At 65.7% G+C, this 22,270-nt stretch carries 19 protein-coding genes and 1 tRNA gene; 9 read left to right on the forward strand and 11 right to left on the reverse strand.

Annotation, left to right across the window (positions count from 1 at the left end; genetic code table 11):
* The 3 genes from IP68_RS04500 to IP68_RS04510 all read left to right on the forward strand — a co-directional run.
* The coding region (locus tag IP68_RS04500) for a translocation/assembly module TamB domain-containing protein (RefSeq protein ID WP_156317941.1) at positions 1-317 on the forward strand (317 nt) is incomplete at its 5' end.
* Complete coding sequence (locus tag IP68_RS04505; protein WP_054133792.1) at positions 317-559, forward strand: hypothetical protein; 243 nt, start codon at positions 317-319, stop codon at positions 557-559. The genes IP68_RS04500 and IP68_RS04505, both read left to right, overlap by 1 nt.
* 2 nt (positions 560-561) lie before the next feature.
* Entirely contained in the window at positions 562-1,632 is a 1,071-nt protein-coding gene (locus IP68_RS04510) for a YihY/virulence factor BrkB family protein (RefSeq protein WP_082382130.1), read from the forward strand.
* Between the two features lie 14 nt (positions 1,633-1,646).
* Here the strand turns inward: IP68_RS04510 and IP68_RS04515 are convergent, their stop codons facing one another.
* The 4 genes from IP68_RS04515 to IP68_RS04530 all read right to left on the reverse strand — a co-directional run bounded on the left by IP68_RS04515 (position 1,647) and on the right by IP68_RS04530 (position 4,949).
* The gene (locus IP68_RS04515; RefSeq protein ID WP_054133794.1) at positions 1,647-1,853 is read right to left on the reverse strand and encodes a hypothetical protein; all 207 of its coding nucleotides are present in this window, start codon (positions 1,851-1,853) and stop codon (positions 1,647-1,649) included.
* Positions 1,854-1,866: 13 nt separating this feature from the next.
* Complete coding sequence (gene folP, locus IP68_RS04520) at positions 1,867-2,973, reverse strand: dihydropteroate synthase (RefSeq protein WP_054133795.1); 1,107 nt, start codon at positions 2,971-2,973, stop codon at positions 1,867-1,869.
* Positions 2,974-2,978: 5 nt separating this feature from the next.
* Positions 2,979-4,130, reverse strand: coding sequence for a site-specific DNA-methyltransferase (locus IP68_RS04525; protein WP_054133796.1), 1,152 nt, complete (start codon positions 4,128-4,130; stop codon positions 2,979-2,981).
* A 219-nt stretch (positions 4,131-4,349) separates the two neighbouring features.
* Positions 4,350-4,949 carry a ribonuclease HII gene (locus IP68_RS04530; protein WP_054133812.1) on the reverse strand — a complete coding sequence of 200 codons (600 nt, stop codon included), beginning with the start codon at positions 4,947-4,949 and terminating at the stop codon, positions 4,350-4,352.
* Between the two features lie 130 nt (positions 4,950-5,079).
* Here IP68_RS04530 and IP68_RS04535 point away from each other — a divergent pair, with 130 nt between their 5' ends.
* From IP68_RS04535 to IP68_RS04560, 6 genes are all read left to right on the forward strand, one after another.
* Positions 5,080-6,258 carry a PQQ-dependent sugar dehydrogenase gene (locus IP68_RS04535; protein ID WP_054133813.1) on the forward strand — a complete coding sequence of 393 codons (1,179 nt, stop codon included), beginning with the start codon at positions 5,080-5,082 and terminating at the stop codon, positions 6,256-6,258.
* Between the two features lie 109 nt (positions 6,259-6,367).
* A complete protein-coding gene (locus tag IP68_RS04540; RefSeq protein ID WP_054133797.1) occupies positions 6,368-7,816 on the forward strand; it encodes a coniferyl aldehyde dehydrogenase in 1,449 nt (482 codons plus the stop codon).
* Between the two features lie 73 nt (positions 7,817-7,889).
* Positions 7,890-7,973: transfer RNA gene (locus IP68_RS04545), tRNA-Leu, on the forward strand.
* Positions 7,974-8,089: 116 nt separating this feature from the next.
* Positions 8,090-9,316 carry a bifunctional glutamate N-acetyltransferase/amino-acid acetyltransferase ArgJ gene (argJ, locus tag IP68_RS04550; RefSeq protein ID WP_054133814.1) on the forward strand — a complete coding sequence of 409 codons (1,227 nt, stop codon included), beginning with the start codon at positions 8,090-8,092 and terminating at the stop codon, positions 9,314-9,316.
* Between the two features lie 5 nt (positions 9,317-9,321).
* A complete protein-coding gene (locus IP68_RS04555) occupies positions 9,322-9,930 on the forward strand; it encodes a glutathione S-transferase family protein (RefSeq protein WP_054133798.1) in 609 nt (202 codons plus the stop codon).
* On the forward strand, positions 9,930-10,721 hold the full coding sequence (locus tag IP68_RS04560; RefSeq protein ID WP_054133799.1) for an inositol monophosphatase: 792 nt from the start codon (positions 9,930-9,932) through the stop codon (positions 10,719-10,721). The genes IP68_RS04555 and IP68_RS04560 overlap by 1 nt, the downstream gene beginning before the upstream one ends.
* Here IP68_RS04560 and trxA read toward each other — a convergent pair.
* From trxA to IP68_RS04595, 7 genes are all read right to left on the reverse strand, one after another.
* Entirely contained in the window at positions 10,718-11,044 is a 327-nt protein-coding gene (gene trxA / locus IP68_RS04565; RefSeq protein ID WP_054133800.1) for a thioredoxin TrxA, read from the reverse strand. The two genes, IP68_RS04560 and trxA, sit on opposite strands and share 4 nt — an antisense overlap.
* A 93-nt stretch (positions 11,045-11,137) precedes the next feature.
* On the reverse strand, positions 11,138-14,608 hold the full coding sequence (gene addA, locus IP68_RS04570) for a double-strand break repair helicase AddA (protein WP_054133801.1): 3,471 nt from the start codon (positions 14,606-14,608) through the stop codon (positions 11,138-11,140).
* Positions 14,605-17,607: a double-strand break repair protein AddB gene (gene addB, locus IP68_RS04575; RefSeq protein ID WP_054133802.1), complete on the reverse strand. Its 3,003-nt coding sequence runs from the start codon at positions 17,605-17,607 to the stop codon at positions 14,605-14,607. The genes addA and addB overlap by 4 nt, the downstream gene beginning before the upstream one ends.
* Positions 17,600-18,295, reverse strand: a complete 696-nt coding sequence (locus IP68_RS04580) for a nucleotidyltransferase family protein (RefSeq protein WP_150126230.1) — start codon at positions 18,293-18,295, stop codon at positions 17,600-17,602. The genes addB and IP68_RS04580 overlap by 8 nt, the downstream gene beginning before the upstream one ends.
* A 29-nt stretch (positions 18,296-18,324) precedes the next feature.
* On the reverse strand, positions 18,325-19,311 hold the full coding sequence (locus tag IP68_RS04585; RefSeq protein ID WP_082382131.1) for an aminoglycoside phosphotransferase family protein: 987 nt from the start codon (positions 19,309-19,311) through the stop codon (positions 18,325-18,327).
* Positions 19,308-19,769 carry a tRNA (adenosine(37)-N6)-threonylcarbamoyltransferase complex ATPase subunit type 1 TsaE gene (tsaE, locus tag IP68_RS04590; RefSeq protein WP_054133804.1) on the reverse strand — a complete coding sequence of 154 codons (462 nt, stop codon included), beginning with the start codon at positions 19,767-19,769 and terminating at the stop codon, positions 19,308-19,310. The genes IP68_RS04585 and tsaE overlap by 4 nt, the downstream gene beginning before the upstream one ends.
* On the reverse strand, positions 19,766-22,114 hold the full coding sequence (locus IP68_RS04595) for a PAS domain-containing sensor histidine kinase (RefSeq protein WP_054133805.1): 2,349 nt from the start codon (positions 22,112-22,114) through the stop codon (positions 19,766-19,768). The genes tsaE and IP68_RS04595 overlap by 4 nt, the downstream gene beginning before the upstream one ends.
* Positions 22,115-22,270 lie beyond the last annotated feature (156 nt).

Here is a 22,270-nt window from a genome sequence, read left to right on the forward strand (position 1 = left end):
AGGCGGTGCAGCTCGCCGCCTCGCTCAACAGCCTGCGCGGCGGCACCGGCGGGCTCAACCCGCTGGGCGTGCTGCAATCGGCATCGGGCATCGACCGGCTGCGCATTTTGGGAGCCGACGAGGACACCGGGCGCGGCACCTCGCTCGCGGTGGGGCAGTATATCTCGAACGATGTCTACGTCGAAATCATCACCGACACGCGCGGCTTTACAGCGACGCAGATCGAGATCAGCCTGAGCAAGGCACTGTCGGTGCTGAGCCAGGTCGGCAGCTTCGGCGGATCGAATGTCAACGTCCAGTACCGAAAGGACTATTGATGCGGAGCAGCATTCTTCTGATGGCGTGCACGGCGATGGTGCTGCTCGGCGGCTGCCAGGCCGAACCGGATTTTGACACGAAGTTCGAGCAGCAATCGCGCAATCTTGCCGCAAAGGCGCGCAGCATCGATACCGATACCGAAAAGCAGCTCAATGCCGCACGCGAAGCTGAGCGGGCCCGCGCCGAACTTGGCAAGCCGGCAACCGCCCCGACCCCTGCCCCAGTCACAGACGCGAAGTAGCCATGGCCTCCACACCTCCCGCCACCCTTGCCGACGCAGGCGCCATGCCCGCCGACGTCGAGGCGCTGGCCGATCAGGTGCCCGGCGCCAGGGCCCATTCTCCGCTGGATATGCCGCCCAGCGCGTGGTGGGCGATCATCAAGCGGGTCTATGTCATGAACGGGGTGCACAACCTCGCGCTGCTCGCGGCGGGCGTCGCGTTCTTCGTATTCCTGGCGTTCGTGCCGCTTATCGCGGTCATCGTACTACTCTACGGGCTGATCGCCGATCCGGGGACCGTTGCCAACAGCCTCGACCTGCTCAACGAGGTCGTGCCGAGCGAGGTTCTGGTGATCGTGCGCGAACAGCTGCTGCAGATCGTCACCACCAGTTCGACCCAGCAGGGCCTGGGGCTGGTACTTGCGCTGCTGTTCTCAACTTATGGCGCGATGCGCGCGGCGACCGCGATGATGCGCGCGCTCAACATCATCTATGAAGAGCACGAAACCCGCGGGTTCTTCCGCACCACCGTGGTCGCGGTGATGATCACGCTGGGAATGGCTGGGATCGCGGTGGTCGGTCTCGTGTCGATCTCGCTGTTCAGCTATGTCCGCAACTTTCTGGCGCCCTATATTGGCGCATCGTCGCTGATGCTGATCCAGACGCTGACCTGGGTTGTCGCGGCGATGCTGGTCAGCGTGACCTTCGCAATCTTCTTCCGCTACGCTCCCGATCGCCGCGCCGCCAAGTGGCGCTGGCTGTCGCTGGGCTCGATGGCATCGACGGTACTGTGGCTGTGCATAACGCTGGGTTTCGGCTTCTACGCCGCCAATGTCAGCGACTATAACGCGACCTATGGTTCTCTCGCGGCGATCGTGATCTTCCTGATGTGGCTGTTCCTGTCGGCCTATGCGGTGCTGATCGGCGCGGAGATCAATGCCGAGACCGAGCGCCAGACTTTCCGCGATTCAACCGTGGGCGCCGACCGTCCGCTGGGCCAGCGCGGCGCGGTGCTGGCGGATTCGGTCGCGCTCGACGAGGCAGAGCAGGCTATACTGGAAAAGCAGCGGCGCAGGCGGACCGTGCAGCCCTGACCGCCGGCCCAGGCCTAATTCTTGGGAAGTTCTGGCTTGTCGGCCAGGACATCGCCGCTGGGCGTCGGGATGGACCAGATCACGACATTGCCGATCATCACCGCCGCCAGGATCAGCATCAGCACCGGCTGCTTGCGCTGACCGCGCCGCAGCAGAACGATGGCGCCTGCGATCAGCGCGAAGGCAGTGAGCACGGCGAGCGAGAGGACAAAGCTGGTCATGCCCGCCCGTGTGTCAGTCCAGACCCGGCATCGTCAAGGCGGCATCGCGCAACCCGCGCCAGACGCGCGCCGCCTGCACGGTTTCGGGTACGTCATGCACCCGGACGATCTGCGCGCCCGACCCGATCGCGCTCAGCGCAAGCGTGATCGATCCGCCCAGCCGCGCGTCGACAGGTGCCTCGTTGGACAGCGCCCCGATCATCCGCTTGCGGCTGGCACCGAACAGGATCGGCTGACCCAGCGCGTGGAACAGCGGCAGCGCGTTGATCAGCGCCAGATTGTCGGCGAGCGACTTGCCAAAGCCGATGCCCGGATCGATCAGGATGCGATCGCGCGCAATCCCGCCTGCGATCACCGCAGCGATCCGTGCCTCGAGCCAGTCGAACACGTCAGTCACGACATTGCCATAGCCTGCACCGGTGTGCGGGTTCTGCCCCTGCGAGGGCGCGTGCATCAGCACCACCGGGCACCCTGCCTGGCGGACGACATCAATCGCGCGGCTGTCGAACAGCAACGCCGAGACATCGTTGACGATGTGCGCGCCAGCCTGAAGCGCGGCCTCCATCACCGCAGCCTTGCGGGTGTCGACCGAGAGGATCGCGCCACTGTGGGCAAGCGCCTTGATCGCCGGGACGACGCGGGCGATCTCGTCGCCTTCCCACACCACCGGCGCATCGGGGCGGGTGGATTCGCCGCCGATGTCGATCAAGGATGCGCCCGCGGTCAGCATCGCAAAGCCTGCATCAGCCGCGCCAGCGGGATCGTCGGTAAAGCGGCCACCATCGGAAAAGCTGTCCGGGGTGACGTTCAATATGCCCATCACCTGCGGCTGGTCGAACCGCAGCATCCGGTCGCCCAGTGCCAGCGGCGGGTGCTGCCGCGACAGATTGGCGAACTGGGTGCGAGCCCCGTCAGCCTGGTCACCGGGCATCGTTGCAAGCGCGTCGGCAAAGCCATCGACCGGCACGATCTGCCGCGCGACCAGCCTGCCCGCCTCAATCGTCTCGATCGCCAGCAGATGGCACCACACCAGGCTGTTGCCCAGCCGGATGGTGGCGCCATCGAAGGTCTGCGGGTTTTCGGCCAGCCCGACAGGCCGGATATAGATTGTGCCGGACATGGGCCTCAGGGCTCGGTGGCGAGCAGATAGGTCTGGCGCAGGCTGTCGAGCGGCTTGAGGCCGTCCTTGGTCTCGATATGCCAATAGGTCCAGCCGTTGCACGACGGCGCATTCTGCAAGCTCGCCCCGACCTTGTGGATCGATCCCGTATGATCGCCGGTGAGCAGCGAGCCATCGGCGCGAACCGTTGCGCGGTGCTTGCGCGCCTTGTCCATGATTACCGCGCCGACCTGGATAAAACCCGTTTCGACCAGCGTACCGAAGGCGACGCGCGGCTGGCTCTTGGGCGACTGCATGGTCTTCAAGCCCGATTCATCGAGCGGCAGCGCAGCTTCGATGCGCTCTTCGGCGACCTCGCAATAGATCGGATCGCGCTCGCAGCCGATCCATTCGCGGCCAAGCCGTTTGGCGACTGCACCGGTGGTGCCGGTGCCGAAGAACGGGTCGAGCACGACATCGCCCGGATTGGTGCAGGCGAGCAGGATGCGATACAGCAGCGCCTCGGGCTTCTGCGTCGGGTGCGCCTTGGTGCCGCCGCGCTTCAACCGCTCCTGGCCGCCGCAGATCGGGATCACCCAGTCGGAGCGCATCTGCAACTCGTCGTTCAGCGTCTTCATCGCGCGATAATTGAAGGTGTATTTGGACTTCTCGTCGCGCGAGGCCCAGATCAGCGTCTCGTGCGCGTTGGTGAAGCGGGTGCCCCGGAAATTGGGCATCGGGTTGGCCTTGCGCCAGACGATGTCGTTGAGGATCCAGAAGCCCAGGTCCTGCAGCGTCGCGCCGACGCGGAAGATGTTGTGATAGCTGCCGATCACCCACATCGAGCCATCGGGCTTGAGGATGCGCTGCGCCTCGGTCATCCATTCGCGGGTGAACCGGTCATAGGCGGCGAAGGTGTCGAACTTGTCCCAGTCGTTGTCGACCGCATCGACGCGGCCGCCCTCGGGCCGGAAAAGGTCGCCGCCAAGCTGCAGGTTGTAGGGCGGATCGGCGAAGATCATGTCGATCGAACCGGTGGGAAGCTTGCGCATTTCCTCGATGCAGTCGCCGCGCAGGATCTGGCCCAGGGGCAGCTCGGGTTTGGCCGCGGGCCGCACGCGCACCGGCGCCTTCGCCTTGCGCACCACAGGCGCCATCATCTCGCCAGTCAAAACCATCTTTACCCCCACATACCCTTGGAACAGGGCCCTGCATGAGTCCTCGGCGACCATCGGTCAAGGCCAAAACCCTAGGGATTCCGGGTGTTCAAATGGTTAACGCCGCGGGCGGGCGGCGGAACACAATGAGTCCAAATCCAGATGTTGAGTCTTGTTAACCGGTCGGGACTCAACGCCTAGTGGTGTGACATCGAGGACTCGGCACGCAAAAAAATTGCGTCAGAGCAGCATTGCCTGCGCCACTGGGGCAAAGCTCTTCCTGTGAAGCGGGCAAGGCCCATGCTCGCGCAACGCGGCAAGGTGCTGGGCGGTGCCGTAACCCATGTTGCGCTCCCAGCCGTAATGCGGGTGTTCTGCCGCAGCGGCGAGCATCATCCGGTCGCGGTGCTGCTTGGCAAGGATCGAGGCTGCGGAGATGCACGGATGCAGCGCGTCGCCCTTGACGATCGCCTCGGCGCGGTAGCGCCAGCGCGGCAGCCGGTTGCCATCGACCAACACATGTCCGGGATCATCGCCCAACGCTTCGACAGCGCGGGTCATCGCCAGCATCGTCGCCTGCAGGATGTTGATCGCGTCGATCTCCTCGACACTGGCGATACCGATCCCGAAGCTGCAGCGCTCGCGGATTTCGGCTTCCAGCCGTGCGCGTTTTGCAGCGCTCAGCACCTTGCTGTCGGCCAGCCCTTCGATACCATCCGGGCAGAGGATCACGGCTGCGGCGACCACGGGACCCGCCAGCGGACCCCTGCCCGCCTCGTCCACACCCGCGATGGTTGCAGACAGGCAAAAGGGCAGATCGAGGGAACCGGACCGGGTCATCGTGCGTCTCTGCCGCAAGGCCTTTGCGACCGCAAGCACCGCCCCGCCAAACGAGCGCAAATATCCCGAATCATTTGCAATCTGTCCCCGGATGGCGATGATCGTTTCCATGAAAAACGGAGTGACCCTGATGCACCGACTGACCCTGAGCGCCGCGCTGCCGCTCGCCCTGATTGCGTGCAACAGCGGCGGAGAAGCCGTGGCCAGCGGCGAGGCCGCCACCGAAGTCGCTGCGATTTCCCCGGTCGATCGCCTGCCTTTCGAAACCGCTGAAGTCGCCGCGTTCGACGAACCCTGGGCAATGACCTTCCTCCCCGATGGCCGCGCGCTGGTCACCGAGAAGAAGGGCGTTCTAAAGCTGGTCAGCTTTGGCGCGGACGGAAAGCCTGCAATGGTCGATGTCTCGGGCACCCCCAAGGTGGCTTATGGCGGCCAGGGCGGTCTGGGCGATGTCGTGCTGTCGCCCGACTTCACCAATGACGGCTTTGTCTATCTCAGTTTTGCCGAGGCCGGCGAAGGCGATACCAGCGGCGCTGCTGTCGCCCGCGCCAAGATGGTGACCGCGGCGGATGGCAGTGCCAGCCTGAAGGACATGCAGGTCATCTGGCGGCAGGAGCCCAAGGTCAGCGGCAAGGGCCATTACGGCCACCGCATCGCCTTCGGCCCCGATGGCATGATGTATATCTCCTCGGGCGAGCGGCAGAAGTTCGATCCCGCTCAGGATCTCGAGCAGAATCTCGGCAAGATCGTGCGGCTGACCCCGACCGGCGGCATCCCCTCGGATAATCCGATGTACGATCAGGGCCGGATCAAGGCGCAGATCTGGTCTTATGGGCACCGCAACCCGCTGGGGCTTGCATTCGACAGCGCGGGCAATCTTTGGAATTCCGAAATGGGCCCCAAGGGCGGCGACGAACTCAACCTCGTCAAGCGCAGCGCCAATTACGGCTATCCTAAGGTTTCGAACGGCGATCATTACGACGGCCGCGACATCCCCGACCATTCGCCCGAAGACGGCTTCGTGCCGCCCAAGGTGTTCTGGACCCCGGTCATCTCGCCCAGCAGCCTGATGATCTACACCGGTGACCTGTTCCCGGCATGGAAGAACAGCGCGTTTATCGGCGCGCTGAGCGGCCAGGCGCTGGTGCGCGTCAAGCTTGACGGCGAGAACGCCGAAAAGGCCGACAACTGGGCGATGGAAGGCCGCATCCGCGAGGTCGAACAGGGCCCGGACGGTGCGATCTGGGTGCTGGAAGACGGTGCGCGCGGCTCCAAGGGTCGTCTGCTCAAGCTGACTCCGGCGAAGTAAATCCCAGGATAAAGCGAAGGCTTTGCGTCCGCGCTGCGGGCGCAAAGCCATTTCATTTCGCAACCTATCGCGCTATTCCACCGCGAAACACACAATCGGGAGACGATGAATGGCGACCATGACCGACGCTGCGCTCAAGGCTGATCAGCTGACCGAAGTTCTCGACCGGCAGAAGGCGGCATTCCTTGCCGAGCTGCCCGTTCCCATGGCTGTCCGCAAGGACCGCATCAAGCGGCTGATGAAGCTGGTTCACGACAACGCCGACGCACTGGTCGCGGCGATGAGCGAGGATTTTGGCCATCGCAGTGCCGAGCAGTCGAAGATGACCGACATCGTTAGCGTGCTCAACTGCGCGCGGCACACACTCAAGCACATGGACAGTTGGGCCAAGCCGGAAAAGCGTTCGGTGCAGTTTCCCTTGGGGCTGCTGGGCGCACGCGCACGGGTGGAATATCAGCCGTTGGGCGTTGTCGGCATCATCGCGCCTTGGAATTTCCCGATCCAGCTTTGCCTGACCCCCGCCATCGGCGCGCTTGCTGCGGGCAACCGGGTGATGATCAAGAACAGCGAATACACCGAAAAGACCTCGAACCTGCTCGCCGAACTCGGCCCGCAGTTCTTCGATGCGAGCGAAGTCGCCTTCTTCACCGGCGGACCGGACGTGGGCCAGGCGTTTTCCGAGCTGCCGTTCAACCATCTGCTGTTCACCGGCGCGACCAGCGTCGGCCACCACATCATGCGCGCTGCCGCCAAGAACCTGGTTCCGATCACGCTCGAGCTGGGCGGCAAGTCGCCCGCGATCATCGGTCGCGGGGCAGACAAGGCCAAGGCGGCGCAGCGGGTCACCATGGGCAAGATGCTCAATGCCGGCCAGATCTGCATCGCACCCGATTACCTCTATGTCCCGCGCGAGGACGAGAGCGAGATCATCGAGAACATCAAGCAGTCCGCGGGCACCTTGTACCCGACCCTGCTGACCAACGACGACTACACCGCTGTGGTCAACGAACGCCATCACCAGCGGCTGACCGGTTATCTCGATGACGCGCGCGAAAAGGGCGCGGAGGTGATCGAGGTCAATCCGGGGAACGAGGATTTCAAATCGGCCAACAGCCGCAAGATGCCGCTGCATATTCTGCGCAACGTCACCGATGACATGAAGGTGATGCAGGACGAGATCTTCGGCCCCATCCTTCCGGTCAAGACCTACACCACGGTCGATGAGGCGATCGACTACGTCAACGGCCGTGACCGCCCGCTAGCGCTGTATTATTTCGGTGAGGACGGCGATGAGGCCAGGAACGTCACCGATCGCACCGTTTCGGGCGGGGTCACGCTCAACGACACGATCTTCCACGTCGCGATGGAAGATTTGCCGTTCGGCGGCGTTGGCCCCTCGGGGATGGGCGCGTATCACGGGCTCGATGGCTTCCGAACCTTCAGCCATGCCAAGTCGATCTACAGCCAGCCGCGGATCGATGTGGCCAAGCTGGGCGGCTTCCTGCCACCCTATGGCGATGCGACGAAGAAGGCGATCGCGCGCGATCTGAAGCTCTGAACGAGGCCAGGATCAGCGGTGGCTTTTGCGGGTTGCAGGAATTTCCCGACCCGTTATAGGCTGCCGCTTCTTGGCGGGCGTGGTGGAATGGTAGACGCGCCGGACTCAAAATCCGGTTCCGCAAGGAGTGTGGGTTCGAGTCCCACCGCCCGCACCAAGAGCCCCTGCCCGACCGATCCAGACCACGACCCGGGCGCTTCCAGGCAAAAGGCTTGCATGGGGCAAAATCCGGCTTAGTGCCGGGCGCACTGTTCGCTCTTGCTGGATCGCATCATGCCCCATTCCGTCTCGCCGCTCGCGCTTCCCTTTCCCCAACTTCCGGCAATCGCCGGCGTCACCCCGCATGTGGCGCGCGCGCGGTACAAGGACTGGGACCGCTGCGACCTGAGCCTTGTCGAGCTCGCTCCCGGAACGGCAGTCGCCGGCGTCACCACCACCAGCAAGTGCCCCTCTCCCGAAGTCGAATGGTGCCGCAGTGCGTTGCCCCAGGGCAGCGCCCGCGCGCTGGTGGTGAGCGCAGGCAACGCCAACGCCTTTACCGGGGGCAAGGGCCGCGATGCGGTGCAGATGGTCGTCGACACGGTGTCGGCACAGCTCGGCTGCGCGGCGCAGGAGGTGTTCGTCTCGGCCACGGGGGTGATCGGCGTTCCGCTGCCACAGGACAAGGCGCGCGCGGGTCTCGACGCGGCGTTCGCCGCAGCCCCGTGCAGCTGGCGCGATCTGACCGACGCCATCGGCACCACTGATACCTTCGCCAAGGCCGCAACCACCAGCGCAATGATCGGCGACCGGCGGGTCGAACTGGTCGGTGTGATCAAGGGTTCGGGAATGATCGCGCCCAACATGGCAACGATGCTGGGCTACATCTTCACCGACGCCGCCATCGCGCCCGCGCTGCTCCAGCAGATGCTGGGCGCGGCCAACCGCAATACCTTCAACTGCATCACCGTGGACAGCGACACCTCGACCAGCGATACCGTGCTCGCCTTTGCCACCGGCCAGGCGGATCATCCCCGGCTCGAGACGATAGACAGCGTGGGCGCGGATGCGTTCGCCGCCGCGCTGGCCGATCTGTGCCGGCAGCTGGCGCATCTGGTGGTGCGCGATGGCGAAGGGGCGAGCAAGTTCATCGAGGTGCGGGTGACCGGCGCAGTGTCCGACGAGAGCGCGCACCGCATCGCGTTCTCGATCGCCAACTCGCCCCTGGTCAAGACCGCGATCGCGGGCGAGGACGCCAATTGGGGCCGCGTCGTCATGGCGGTGGGCAAAGCCGGCGAACCTGCCGAGCGCGACCTGCTCTCGATCCGCTTCGGCGGGGTCGAGGTTGCAGCCCAGGGGGTCGTCGTCGAAGGCTATGACGAAGCCCCGGTTGCGGCGCACCTCAAGGGGCAAGAGATTCTGGTCGAGGCCGATATCGGGCTGGGACAGGGCCGCGCAACGGTGTGGACCTGCGACCTCACCCACGGCTATATCTCGATCAACGCCGACTACCGGAGCTAAGCTGAATGCTCACCATCTGGGGCCGCCTGAACTCGCATAACGTCAAGAAGGTCGTGTGGCTCACAGAGGAGATCGGGCTGGACTATGTGCGCCATGATGTCGGCGGCAAGTTCGGGATGGATGCGGCGTATCTTGCGCTCAATCCGAATGCGCTGATCCCGACGATCGAGGATGACGGGCTGGTGCTGTGGGAATCGAACGCGATCCTGCGCTATCTTGCAGCGCGCTACGCCCCGCATCTGTGGCCCGATGATCTGGAGCAGCGCGCCGCGGCGGACAAATGGATGGACTGGCAGTTCGCCTTTGCCGATGCGCAGCGCGATGTGTTCCTGATGCTGGTGCGCAAGCCCGTCGAAGAACACGACGCCGCCGTCATTGCCAGGGGAGCGGAGACCACCGCAAGGATGATGGCGATGCTCGAGGATGTGCTGGCGAAGCAACCCTGGCTGACCGGCGAGAACTTCGGCATCGCCGATATCCCGATGGGTACCTATGCGCATACTTGGTTCACGCTGGCGATGCCGCGACCGGATATGCCGCGCGTCAAGGCGTGGTATGACCGGCTCAAGACGCGCCCCGGCTTTGCCGCCAATGTCATGATCGCGCTGACCTGATGCACACGCTCTACACCCCCGTCTCGGACCTGATCCGCACCGTCGCGCGCGAGGTCGTGCTGCACCACTATCAGCAGCTGTCTTCGGCCCAGATCAGCGAGAAGACCCCGGGCGACCTAGTGACAATCGCCGACCAGGAAAGCGAAAGGCGGCTGAGCGCGGGGCTCGCGGCTATCCTTCCGCAGGCCAGCATCGTCGGCGAGGAAGCGGTCGAGGCTGACCCGGTGCTGATCGAACGTGTCAACGACAGCACTGCCTGGATCATTGACCCTATCGACGGCACACACAATTATGCCCATGGCCATCCGCCGTTCGGCATCATCATCGCGCTGGTCGAGCGCGGCGAGACGGTGGCGGGCTGGCTCTACGATCCGCTGGCTGACCGCATGTGCCACGCAGTGAGCGGCGGCGGCGCGTTCATCAACGATCTGCCGGTCACCGCCCGCGAGAGCGGCGAGCAGCTACCCGTCGCGGCAATCTCGACCCTGTTCATCGAGGAGCCGCGCCGCAGCGCGATCAACCGCGCAGCCGAAGGCAGATTCCGCCTCGTCGACATACCGCGCTGTGCCGCCGAGCAGTATCCCCGTCTGGTGCTGGGCGAGAACGATGTCACGCTGTTCGAGCGCACGCTGCCATGGGACCATGCCGCAGGCGTGCTGTTCGTCGAGGAAGCGGGCGGCAAGGCGGCGCGGCTAGACGGTTCGCGCTATCTGCCGGGCGACCGCCGCACCGGAATGATCGCCGCCGCCTCACCCCGGCTGTGGGACGAAGCGGCAGCGATACTCACTTAGGCCGGAAGTGCGCCTTCGAGCCAGCTCTTGAGAGCGCTCTTGGGCGCGGCGCCGACCTTGGTTTCGACGATCTGCCCCTTGTCGAACAGGATCATGGTGGGAATGCCGCGCACGCCGTATTTGGCGGGGGCATCTGGGTTGTCGTCGATGTTGATCTTGGCGATCGTGACCTTGCCCGCAAGCTCGTCGCTGATCTCTTCGAGAGCCGGGCCGATCATCTTGCACGGGCCGCACCACTCCGCCCAGAAATCGACGAGCACCGGCTTGTCGGACTTGAGGACATCGGCATCGAAGCTTGCATCGCTGATTGCAGTGGTGGCCATGGGGATAACTCCTTGTTGGTGACTTGGTGTGGAATGTAAGCGCGGCAGTCGGGCCGCTCAAGGCGTGCGCCCCAACTATTCCTGTGCCGTGGCTTAGTCCAGCTTCGTCGCGGCGAGCAAAGCATCGGGCAGCACGAAAAGCTGCGGCGTCGCGGTATACAGCAACCCGGCCTCAACAACCCGCCCCGGAAAGATCAGCCGCAGCGCCGCGACATAGGCCGCCATCTGGCGGACATGCGCGATCGGCAGCTGCTCCAGACTGCGCGGCGGGCGGCGGCTGGTCTTGAAATCCACGACCAGCACCCGGTCGGGCTCGATCAGCAGCCGGTCGACCGTTCCAGTAACGACGTTCAGCCCCACCACCGCTGCGATCGGCGCCTCAGCAAGAGCGCCGGGACCAAAGATGTCGGCCCAGTCGGGATGATCGATCACCGCGCTCACGGAATCGATGATCGTATCGGCCTCGGCACTGTCGGCCATGCCGTGCTGGCTCGCCAGCCAGCGCCGCGCCGCCTCGCGCCGGTCTTCGCGCGCCACCGCGGGCACCCGCTCGAACAGGCTGTGCATGATCAGCCCGCGCTGGGCCGCCTTGGCGAGGTCAGCGCCCAAGATCGGGGGGCTGGCGGTGTCGTCCTTGCCGAGCGAAGACGGCGCCAGCGGGGTCGGCGGGCGCTGCTCGGGCGCGGCGGGGGTCAGCGCCCAATCCGGCAGCGCGGGTGATTCAGCAGACCGGACCTCGGCGCGCGCCTGTGCCTGGTCCGATGGCAGCGCGCCGCTGCCGAAGCGGCGGAAGGCGCCGTCGCCCTCGTCGCACCAGTCGCAGCCCAGCCCCATGAAGCTGCGTTCGATTGCGGCATACCAGCTTTGTTCGGGCGGTTCCTTGGCGCGCCGGCCCAGCGTTCCGCCGACATACAATTGCTCGGCCGCGCGAGTCATCGCGACGTAGAGCAGCCGCCAATGCTCCTGCATATCGGCCTCGCGCGCGGCATCGTGCGCCTCGGCAAGCGGCCCTACCCGCTCGGCCTTGGGCAGGCTGTAGACCGGCAGATCGATCGTGGCGTCGGCGCCCGTGATCTCCACCGGCCAGTCGAAGCTGCTGTCCACCTTTCGCGCCGGGTCGACACAGGCATCGGCAAGTATGACGATCGGCGCCTGCAGGCCCTTGGAGCCGTGCACGGTCATCACCCGCACCATGTCCGACTGCCCGGCCAGTTCGCGCTTGATCTCCTCGTCGCCGGCATCGAACCAGTGCAGGAACGCCTGCAGACCGCCATCATGGCTGGAGGCGAACTTCTGCGCGAGCGAAAGCAGCTCGGCAATCGGGTCCAGCGCCTCGCCGCCCAGCCGCGCGACCAGACGGGCGCGACCCTGAATGGGACCGGTAAGCACCTGCTCAAGGAAATCATAGGCGGTGCCGTATTCGGCCATGCCGAGCAGCGCGTAGAGCGTCTCCAGCCGCGCCTGCAGGCCTGCGTCATCGCGCGCCTGATCGCGCAGATGCGGCCACAAAGCGCGCTTGTCCGGGCGATGGCCGTAATGGAGAAGCTCGTCCTGCGTCCACCCGCACAAGGGCGATACCAGCAGCGCGGCACAGGTCAGGTCATCGAGCGGCTGCAACGCAAAGCGGATGGCCGCGACCAGATCCTGAACCGCCAGAGGCTGGCCCAGCCGTAGCCGATCGATCCCTGCAACGGGGACGCCCGCCGCATAAAGCCGCGCCACGATCAGCGACGCCAGCTCGCCGCGCCGCCGCAGCAACACCATGATATCGCCTGCACCGGCCCAGCCCGAACTGCCATCCGAGCGCCGCGCCAACCAAAGCCGCTTTGGCGATGCGGGGTTCAGCCAGCCTGCGATACGGTCTGCCAGCTGATGTGCGAACCGCAGGTCCGCGCCCGACAGCCATTCCTCCGCGGCTTCGCCTTCGGCTCCGGCCTCGCTCTCGCCGTCCTCGGTCTCGACACTGTCGCCCACCGGGCGCCACAGCTCGACCACACCCGGCCCGGCACGGCCTTCGTGCAGCGGCAGCGTGTCGTCGGTAATCCCCAGGGCTGCAGGCCCCAGTTCGCCCAGCACCGCGTCGACCATGTCGAGCACCGGCTGGGTCGAACGGAAGCTGCGATCGAGGCTCAGCGCCAGGAAGGGCTGGCCTGCATCCTGCGCGAACGCACCGATGCGGTGCCGCGCGGCGGCATAATATTGCGGGCTGGTGCCCTGGAACCCAAAGATCGCCTGCTTGAAATCCCCCACCGTGAACAGCGTGCGGAACCGGTCCGCCTTGCTGCCCTGCCCAGCGAAATAGTCCGCGATCAGCCCGCCGACGATCGCCCACTGGCTGGGGTTGGTGTCCTGCGCCTCATCGACCAGCACATGGTCGAAGCGCTGATCGAGCTTGAACGCAATCCACTGCGCCATCGTGGAACCCGACAGGAGCTCTGCCGCGGCCCGGATCAGGTCGTCGAAATCGAGCAGCCCCGCCTGACGCTTGGCTTCGGCAAAGCTCCACGCAAAGCTGCGGCCAACCTCGAGCGCGCGGGCATAATCGCCCGAAAAGCCGATCAGCGCGACATGCTCGCGCAACGAGAGCAGATCCGAGTACAGGCTCTCGGCCTTGTAGGGGTAATCGGGGTCGACCTTTTTGGGCGAGGTCGTGAATGATCGCAAGTTGCCGTTGGCGATCGCGACCACCGACCAGATCAGGTCTAGATGCTCGAGACGCTCGTCGTCGCCCATGTCCAACCAGCTCTGGATGGCATCGGCGAACTTCTGCCCTGTCGCGGTGCCCCAGCGGACATGGCTCTCCTGCAGCGCTTCGAGGTTGCCGATATCGAACAGGCCATCGCTGCACAGCCGCGAAAGATCGCCGCCATCCTCATCGCGCTTCAGCCCGAGGGCCGCGTTGACATAGGGCCGGATGTCGCCCTTGAGCATGTCCATGGAATCTGGCTTGGCCGCACAGCGCATCAGAAATTTTTCGGTCGCCTCTGCCCCAAGCTTCAGGCTCAGCGCTTCCAGATTGTCCGACAGCCGCGCATCGCCATTGCGTGCGGCCTCGACCAGCATCGCGCCCAGCGTGTCACGCGCCAGCTGCACCCGGTCGCGGTCCTCGATCGGGCGGAAGCCCGGCGCCAGCCCGGCCTCTTCGGGGAAGCTCGCCAGCAGCGACTGGCAGAAGCTGTGGATCGTCTGGATACGAAGGCCGCCCTGCGGCGCATCGAGCACGCGCGCGAACAGGCGGCGCGCGCGGATCAGCGTGTCGGGATCGACCGCCGCGCCGATGCAGCGCAGGTCCGCGCCCAATGCAGTATCGCTCATTCGCACCCAGGCGGCGAGCTGCGCATTGATGCGGTTTGCCATCTCGCTTGCGCCGGCCTTGGTGAACGTAAGGCACAGGATCGCATCGGGATTGACCCCGGGTTCCAGCAGCAGCCGGAACACCCGAGCGGTAAGCACCTGCGTCTTGCCGGTCCCGGCAGACGCGCTGAGCCAGACCTGATCGCAGGGCGACACCGCCAGCGCCTGGTCACCGTGCAGCGGGTGAAGACTTGCCGCAGCGCCGCTCATGCCGTGTTGCCCCCTGTGCGACCATCCTGTCGGCCGTACCATTCGGCAAGCCGCATCAGCTGGTCATATTCGGTGTAGAGCGCATGGTCGGGCACCAGCTTGGCCTCGAACGGCGCATCGCCCAATATCCAGTTGGCCAGCGCCTCGCGGAGGAACTTTTCGCTGGTAGGGACCACCGCTTCGGCGGCCAGCCCGCTGCGCTTGCCCGGCTTGAGCACGGGGCTATCGACATGACCGAAGCCGGTTTCGCTGTATTTACTGCGGATCAGCGACCAATATTCGAAATTGGTGGCGCTGCCGGTGATCGGGGCGCGCTCGGCATCGCCGTTGAACCCGCCGCGCTCGGCCATCAGCCCCAGCAGCCCCAGTTGCAGCGCAAAGCCGGTTTCCACCTGCGCGGCAGAGGGCGGCTTGCCGGTCTTGTAATCGACTATCGCGAGGGTTCCGTCTGGCATCCGGTCGATGCGGTCGGCCTTGCCCGAAATCTTCACCCCATCGATGACCATCTCGCCGCTGCGTTCGGCATCGATCATCCTGCGTCCGGATTCGGCATTGTCGAGCGTCTGCTGGACGATCCATTCAAGCCCCGCGACCAGCCTGGGCCGCCACAGCGCCTTGATCAGCGGGTGGACGTTGGCCCGTGCAAGGAACAGATTGGCGCGCGGCACCAATGCCACGGGATCGAGCCCATCCTCCTTGTGCCAAAGCTCCAGAATCTCGTGCACCAGCGTGCCGCGCCACGCCGCACTGGGTTCGGCATCGACCGGGTCGAGCGATCGCAACGCGAGTATCCGCTTGGCATAGAAGGCGAAGGGATCGGCGCGCAGCCGATCGAGCTCGGTCACCGAGAGCCTGACTGCGCGCTGCGCGCGCGTGGGTCGCGGTGCCGGCTTTTCGATCCGCACCTGTGGCATGCGCCGGTCGAGCGCGCGCGCCAGCGCCAGCGTGCCGGCATCCTCCATGTCCTTGTCGGGCGCGACCGCCTGCAGACGCAGCAGGAAGCGCGAGGCGACCGTGGGTGCGCTGCCATCGCGGCGCGCACGGGTGAGCACCACCTCGGGAGAAGCGAGCGCGCCTGCCAGATCCTGCGCCGAAAGCCCGACGCGCATCTCCAGCGGCGGCAACCCGAGCGCGTTGCGCACCATCGGTGCCAGCCAGGGATCGGGCGACGGGATCTGCGGCCATACGCCCTCGTTCAAACCGGCACAGATGACGAGATCGGCGCTCTGCAAGCGCGCCTCGAGCAGACCGTAGATCGCAACGCGCGGGTGCTTGCCAAAGGGCGGGCGCACAGCCTTCTCGGCCATCAGCCGCGACAGGATGGTTGCGGCCTGGGTGCTTGTCACCAGCGGGTCATGGCTGCCGGTGCGTGCGAGCAGTTGCTGCACAAGATCGGACGCGCAGCGCCCGGCGATGCCGTTCCAAACGGCTTGGCCGCTAAGCGCCTCGGCCGTGGAAACAATCGCGGCGATGACGCTGGACAGCGGCTGCGGATCGCGCGGGAATTGCGCGATCGGCGCCAGCAGCGCCTTGGCGCCGCCCCACCATTCGCGAAGCTCGGGTTGGCCGATGCTGGCATCGATCCCGCGCAGCCCCTGGGCCGGCCGGGGCCCGCGCAGCCTTATGTCGAGCGCGCGCACCTGATCGAGCCAGGCAAGTCTGCCCTCGCCCGGCTGGGCCAGTGGATGCTTGAGCAGATCGAGCAGTTCGACCGGCGCGAAATCTTCGGCCAGGCAGTGCGCCACCGCCAGCAGGAAACGCCCCGGCGGCGTCACCGGCAAAGCCTCGCCCGCGCTGTCATCCGCCTCGATGTTCCAGCGCCTGAGATGCGCAATGATCCGCGCGGCAAGCGTGCGGTCCGGCGTCACGATCGCGATGCGGCGCACGGGTATGTCGAGCGCCTGGCGCACCAGCAAGGCAATGGTCTGCGCTTCCTCATCGGGCGTTTCTGCTTCGATGATCCGGATGCCCTTTGTGCGGCGCTCGGTTGCCGCCAGCGTGACCCAGCGGTCGCTGAGCCTTGCGGGCAGGAAAATGCTGCGCAGCAAATTGGCGCGATCGGCGACCAGCCCGGTGCGCGGTTCGGGCAGCCACGGCTGGACCTCATCGCGGCAGATGTCCATCGCATTCAACAACTGCTTGAGATGATATTGCGGGTGAGTGATCGCGGGACGTTCGGCAGGCGGCGCTTCGCCCAGAATGGTCATCGGGACCGGCGAACCGATCGCTTCCCACAGAGCCTCGTCCATCTCCAGATCGAGCCCGGGAAGCACCACCATGCCCTGCGGCAGGTGCGCAATGCTGCGCAGCAATCGCGCAACAGCCGGGGCTGCCGTGGTGATACCGGCGGCGATTACCGCGCTGTCGGGCGGGCTCACCCGCCAGCGCTCGGCGGTCTTGGCGAGCAACCGGTTGCGTCGTTCGGCAGGATCGATCCGCCCCTCGGTGGCAAGCTCCCGATGCCAGGCGCGCCCCACACGGACGAACAAGTCGCGGGCCTGCGCCCAGTGGTCGGCGAGGTCGGCCTCGACATCGACCGCGTCGAGCTGGTCGAGCGTCTTCTCCTCGATCTGCAACTGGTCGAGCACACGCGCATATTCGGCAGCGAGGCGCAGAGCCTCTGCCGGGTCCTGCGCGCCGGGCCGCCCCGCGCCCTCCCGCGCGATGATCGCCGCCAGCCGGAAGCGACGCTCGAGCGGATCGACCGCGGGCGGGACGATCTCGCCCTCGCCCAGCGGATCGAGCAAAGCGCCCAGGCTCTCGTCGAGATCGATATCGCCGATCAACGCCATGCGCGGCAGCAGCAGGCCGTTCGCCGCATGCCGCACCAGCGCCTCGGTGATCGCACGCCCGGCGCGGTGGTTGGGGATCAGCAGCGTGACGCGGGCAAGGCCAAGCGGGTCCTTCCCGAAACGGCCGAGCAGCCCTCTCGCCAGAACATCCGCAAACCCGCGCTGCGCCCCGATGGCATAGACGCTGGTCTGGACAGGGTCAGGCATTCAACAGCGCCTCGGCCGTGGGCTCGATCGCGCCGGGCGTGCCGACATCGAACCACTGGCCCAGATGCGCGATGCCGTACAACCGGTCCTCGGCGATGGCGCGGTTCCACAGGATGTTGGTCGAGAATGCCCCCTCGGGAGCACCCGCCAGCAGCCGCCGCGAAAGCAGCTGGATACCGGTATAGATATAGGGCGCGACCCGCCCCGAACGGCGACGGATGATCCGGCCCATCTGGTCGAGGTGGAAATCGCCCACTCCCTGATAATTTGCCGCGCGGCTGTGCGGCACCAGCAGCAGCAGCGCATCCATGCGGCTGTCGTCCCATGCCGCGCGCAATTCGTCAAAGCACGAGCGCGCGCTCTCCAGCCAGACATTGTCGCTGTTGAGGCAGAAGAATGGATCCTCTTGAATCATCGGCAACGCCTTGACCAGCCCGCCACCGGTCTCGAGCAACAGCTCGCGTTCATCGGAGATCATCACCTCGAACGGATAATCGCGCGCTTTGAGGTGCGCCTCGAGCGCGTCGGCGAGATAATGCACGTTGACGATGACGCGCTGCATCCCGGCTTCGGCAAGGTGCGTCATGACATGGTCGATCAGCGGCTTGCCGCCCACGCGCACCAGGGGCTTGGGGGTGGTGATGGTGAGCGGGCGCATGCGCTTGCCGAGCCCGGCAGCCATCACCATCGCGGTACGCGCAAATGGCGCGCGGACGCTCACAGCGCGAACTCGCCACCGAGAGTGGCGCAAGGATCGCGCAATTCTGCCGGGATATTTGCGTCGAACCACGCCGCGACAGGTGCCAGCGCGGGGTGCTTGAGATCGCGCTCCATTGCCTCCCATACACGCGGGATCATCAGCGGATAGCGCGGCTTGCCGTCGCGCTTCCACAGCCGCACGAAAATGCCGACGATCTTGGCATTCCGCTGCGCGCCAAGCACATGATAGGCGGTGTCGAAATCATAGGCCGGATTGGCCAGGGCGCGATAATGCGCGATCATCTCGGCCTCCAAAGCGGGTGCAACATCGCGGCGCGCATCCTGCAGCAGCGAAACCAGATCATAGGCCGGATCGCCCACCAGCGCGTCCTGGAAATCGAGCAGCCCCTGCTTGCCATCGTCCAGCAGCATGATGTTCTCGGCGTGATAATCGCGTAGCACCGTGACCTGCGGCGCAGAAGCATCCATCGCATCGAGCACCTGATCCCAGGCGCGGACATAGCCCGCAACATCGACATCCAGCCCGCGCGCGGCACAATACCATTCGGTCAGCAGACCGGCCTCGCGCTGGTAGACAGCGCGATCGTATAGCGGCACGCTGGCAGCGGTGCGCTGGTGCAGATGCACCAGCGTTTCGATCGCCTTGCCATAGATCGTGCGCTCGGTTTCGCCGTCAGAAGCATCGACCGTCTCGCGCATGCGGACATCGCCAAAGTCCTCGAGCAGCACCAGCCCGGCTTCGGCATCGGCCGCGATGATCTCTGGCGCGCGCAGGCCCTGTGCGGTCAGGTAGCGTGCGACATCGATGAACGGGCGCGGGTCTTCCTCCGGCGGCGGCGCATCCATCAGGATCGCGCGGCGATCCGCCTCGATCACCCGGAAATAACGGCGAAACGAGGCATCGCCGGGGATTGGTGCGATCTCTGCACCGCCCCAACCTGCCCCCTCGGCAAAACCCCGGATAACCGAATCACGATCGTTCAACTCACACCACCTGCAATCTGCTGCCAGCGCGCGTGCCAGTTCGATCCGGCCTGCGCAGTAATCGTGCGCTCGCTAGCATCGGTGCCCTCGATCCGCAATTCCAGCGTGTCCGGCCCATCAAGGCCACCAACCCGCTCGGGCCATTCGGCGATGAGCAGCGCCGGATCGCCCGCATCGAGCCCCAGCTCGTCGAGCTCCATCGCGCCATCGAGCCGGTAGAAGTCGGCATGGATCACCGGAATGCGGACCTCTGGCGGATCATAAGGCAGGATCAGCGCAAAGGTCGGGCTGGGCACCTCGCCAGCAAAGCCGAGCGCCAACAGGATCGCCCGCGCCAGCGTCGATTTGCCCGCGCCCAGATCACCCGACAGCGCGATGACATCACCGGGCTGTGCGACCTCGGCCAGCGCCGTTCCCAACGCCTGCATGGCCTCCAGCGATGCGATCTGCAGCGTCATGGCATCAGGATCGTGACGATCGTTCCCGCGCCGGGCTCGCTCATCAGCTCCATCCTGCCGCCATGCGCCTCGATCAGGTTCTTCGCTAGCGGCAGACCAAGCCCGGAGCGCTTCTGCAACGGTTTTCCGCCCGCCTCGTCTGCCTGCAACACGCCATCGAGCGCGCGCGCCTGCGCGCGGGCGTCAAGCCCGGGGCCGTTGTCGGACACCACGATCCGCAACTTGCCACGGAACCGGTCGCCCAGCAGCAGCACGCGTCCGCCCTCCTGCGTGTAGCGCAGGGCATTGTCGACCACCGCCGCAATCGCCTGACCGAAGCGCGCACGATCGACCTCGGCGCTGCCGGGCTGGCCCTTGACGTCGAGTTCGAGCGCGATGTTGCGACCGCCCGCAAGCCCCGCCGCACCCTTGGCGACATCGACCAGCAGCGCTCCGATATCGGTGGGCTCGAGCTTGAGCGGCAGCGTGCCTGCCTGGCTCTGGCTGAGATCGAGCACCATGTTGATCTGCGCCGACAGCCGTTCGACCGAATCGATGATCGCCTTGGCATAATCCTGACCCTGTTCGGACAAAGGCCCTGCAACCCCGCTCGCGAGCAGCTCGGCAAAACCGCCGATCGAGGTCAGCGGGGTGCGGAATTCGTAGCTCATGTTGGCGAGGAACCGCGTCTTGATCGCATCCGCCTCGACCAGAGCCTCGTTGCGCTCGCGTAGCGCGTCTTCCATCTTCTTGGCGTCGGACACGTCGATCATCGTGAACAATGCGCTCGCATCGGGCAGCGGGATGCCGACGAAATCGAACACCCGGCCATCCTTCATCACCAGCTGGCCTGCACGCTGCACCCGGTCGAGCGTTGCTGCGCGGATGACCTCGCGCAGCGCGGAGATCTGCGCAGGCCGCTTGAGGCGCGGCGCTATCGCCTTGAGCAGTTCGTCGGCACGCGGATGCTGGGCGAGCACGCCCTCCTCGACATCCCACACCGCACCGAACCGCGTATTCCAAAGATGCAACCGGCCATCCGATGTGAACACCGCCAGCGCCTCGAACAGGTTGTTGAAGGTCGCGGTGCGCACGCGCAGCAATGTGTCGCGTGCGCTCGCCAGCTGCACCTGCTCGGTGCGATCCTCGAACACCAGCAGCAAGCCGTTGTCGGGGGTGGGCTGGGCAATGGCGCGCAGGTGCGTGCCATCGGGGATCAGCCAGACCTCTTCTTTCGGCTCGGCCGAATGGAACCATTCGCGCTTCTCGTCGCGCCAGACGGGGAAATCGCGGACCTCGGGCACCCGCCCCGCCTCGCGCATCCGGTCGATCAGCCGTTCGAACTCCAGCCCGTCCTGTAGCCATTGCGGCTTGAGTGCGAACATTCGCACGAACGGCTGGTTGACGAAGATCAGACGGCGCTGCGCGTCGAACTGCGCCACGCCTGCCGAAAGGTTGTCGAGCATGTCGCGCTGCGCATCGCGGAACCGGTCGGTTGCCTGTCGCGCGAGGATGAGATCGTGGACATCGATCGCATACCCCGCAACGCCCCTGCCCCTGATCGGCAGATCGACGATCTCCATCGCGCGCCGGGTTCCGGCAATCGTGGTGGTGACGGTGCGGCTCGACGGCGCGTTGCTCTCGATCGCGCGCGCGGCGACTGCCATCGGGGTGAGCCCGTCGATGGTTTCGACAAGCTCCTGCCCCGCCTGCACCACGTCCGCCGCATCCTGCCCGCCGACCGCGCGGACATAGGCGGTGTTGACCAGCAGCAGCGACAGATCCTCGCGGCGGAACCACATCGGGATCGGCGCGGCCTCGATCAGCCCGGACAGCGCATCGAACGCGCGCTTGGCTTCTGCCTCGGCATCGGCGAGGTCGGCCATGCGGGTTTCGCTTTCGGTCGCGTCGTAGAGCCACAGCAGCACCGCCCCCGGCGCGATCGTCTGCGGGTCGGCTAGCTTGCCTTCGATCCGCAGCCGCCGGTTCGACCCCAGAGCGGTGACCGCGGTCTCGAACGGCGCGCCGCTCTTCTGCGCGGTGGTGATCTGCTTGCCCAAGGCGTCGAGCGCATCGCGCGGCAGGCCCTTGTCCTCCTGCGCCAGCTCGGACAGATACGGCGGCAGTTTGGCAAGGCCCAGCCAGCGCGCGACCTTTTCAGGTCCCTCGATCCGCGAATCCGACCGCACGATCAGCGGGACTGCGGGCCCTGAATCGACCAGCCGCGTGAGCCTGCGCAACTGGCGCCGCGCGGTGCTCGCCGACCTTCGCATCTGCAGCCCGGTCACCAGTGCCCAGATCGCTGCGCCGGTCCACCCTGCGAAGACAAGCGCAATCACCAGCATGCTGCCGTTGCCGATCAGCATGGCCGAATCGCCGCATATTGGTTGTTTGAAATCGCCCGCGTCATTGCTGTTGGCCGTAGCTCAATTTGGTGGCTGCGCAAAATGCCGAACGCTTTTGCATAAAGCCAATCGCACGACTGCAAAACCTCCCTCCCTACCCGTCATGCTGAACTTGCT

The organism is Blastomonas sp. AAP25 (genome assembly GCF_001295965.1).
Taxonomy (GTDB): domain Bacteria; phylum Pseudomonadota; class Alphaproteobacteria; order Sphingomonadales; family Sphingomonadaceae; genus Blastomonas; species Blastomonas fulva.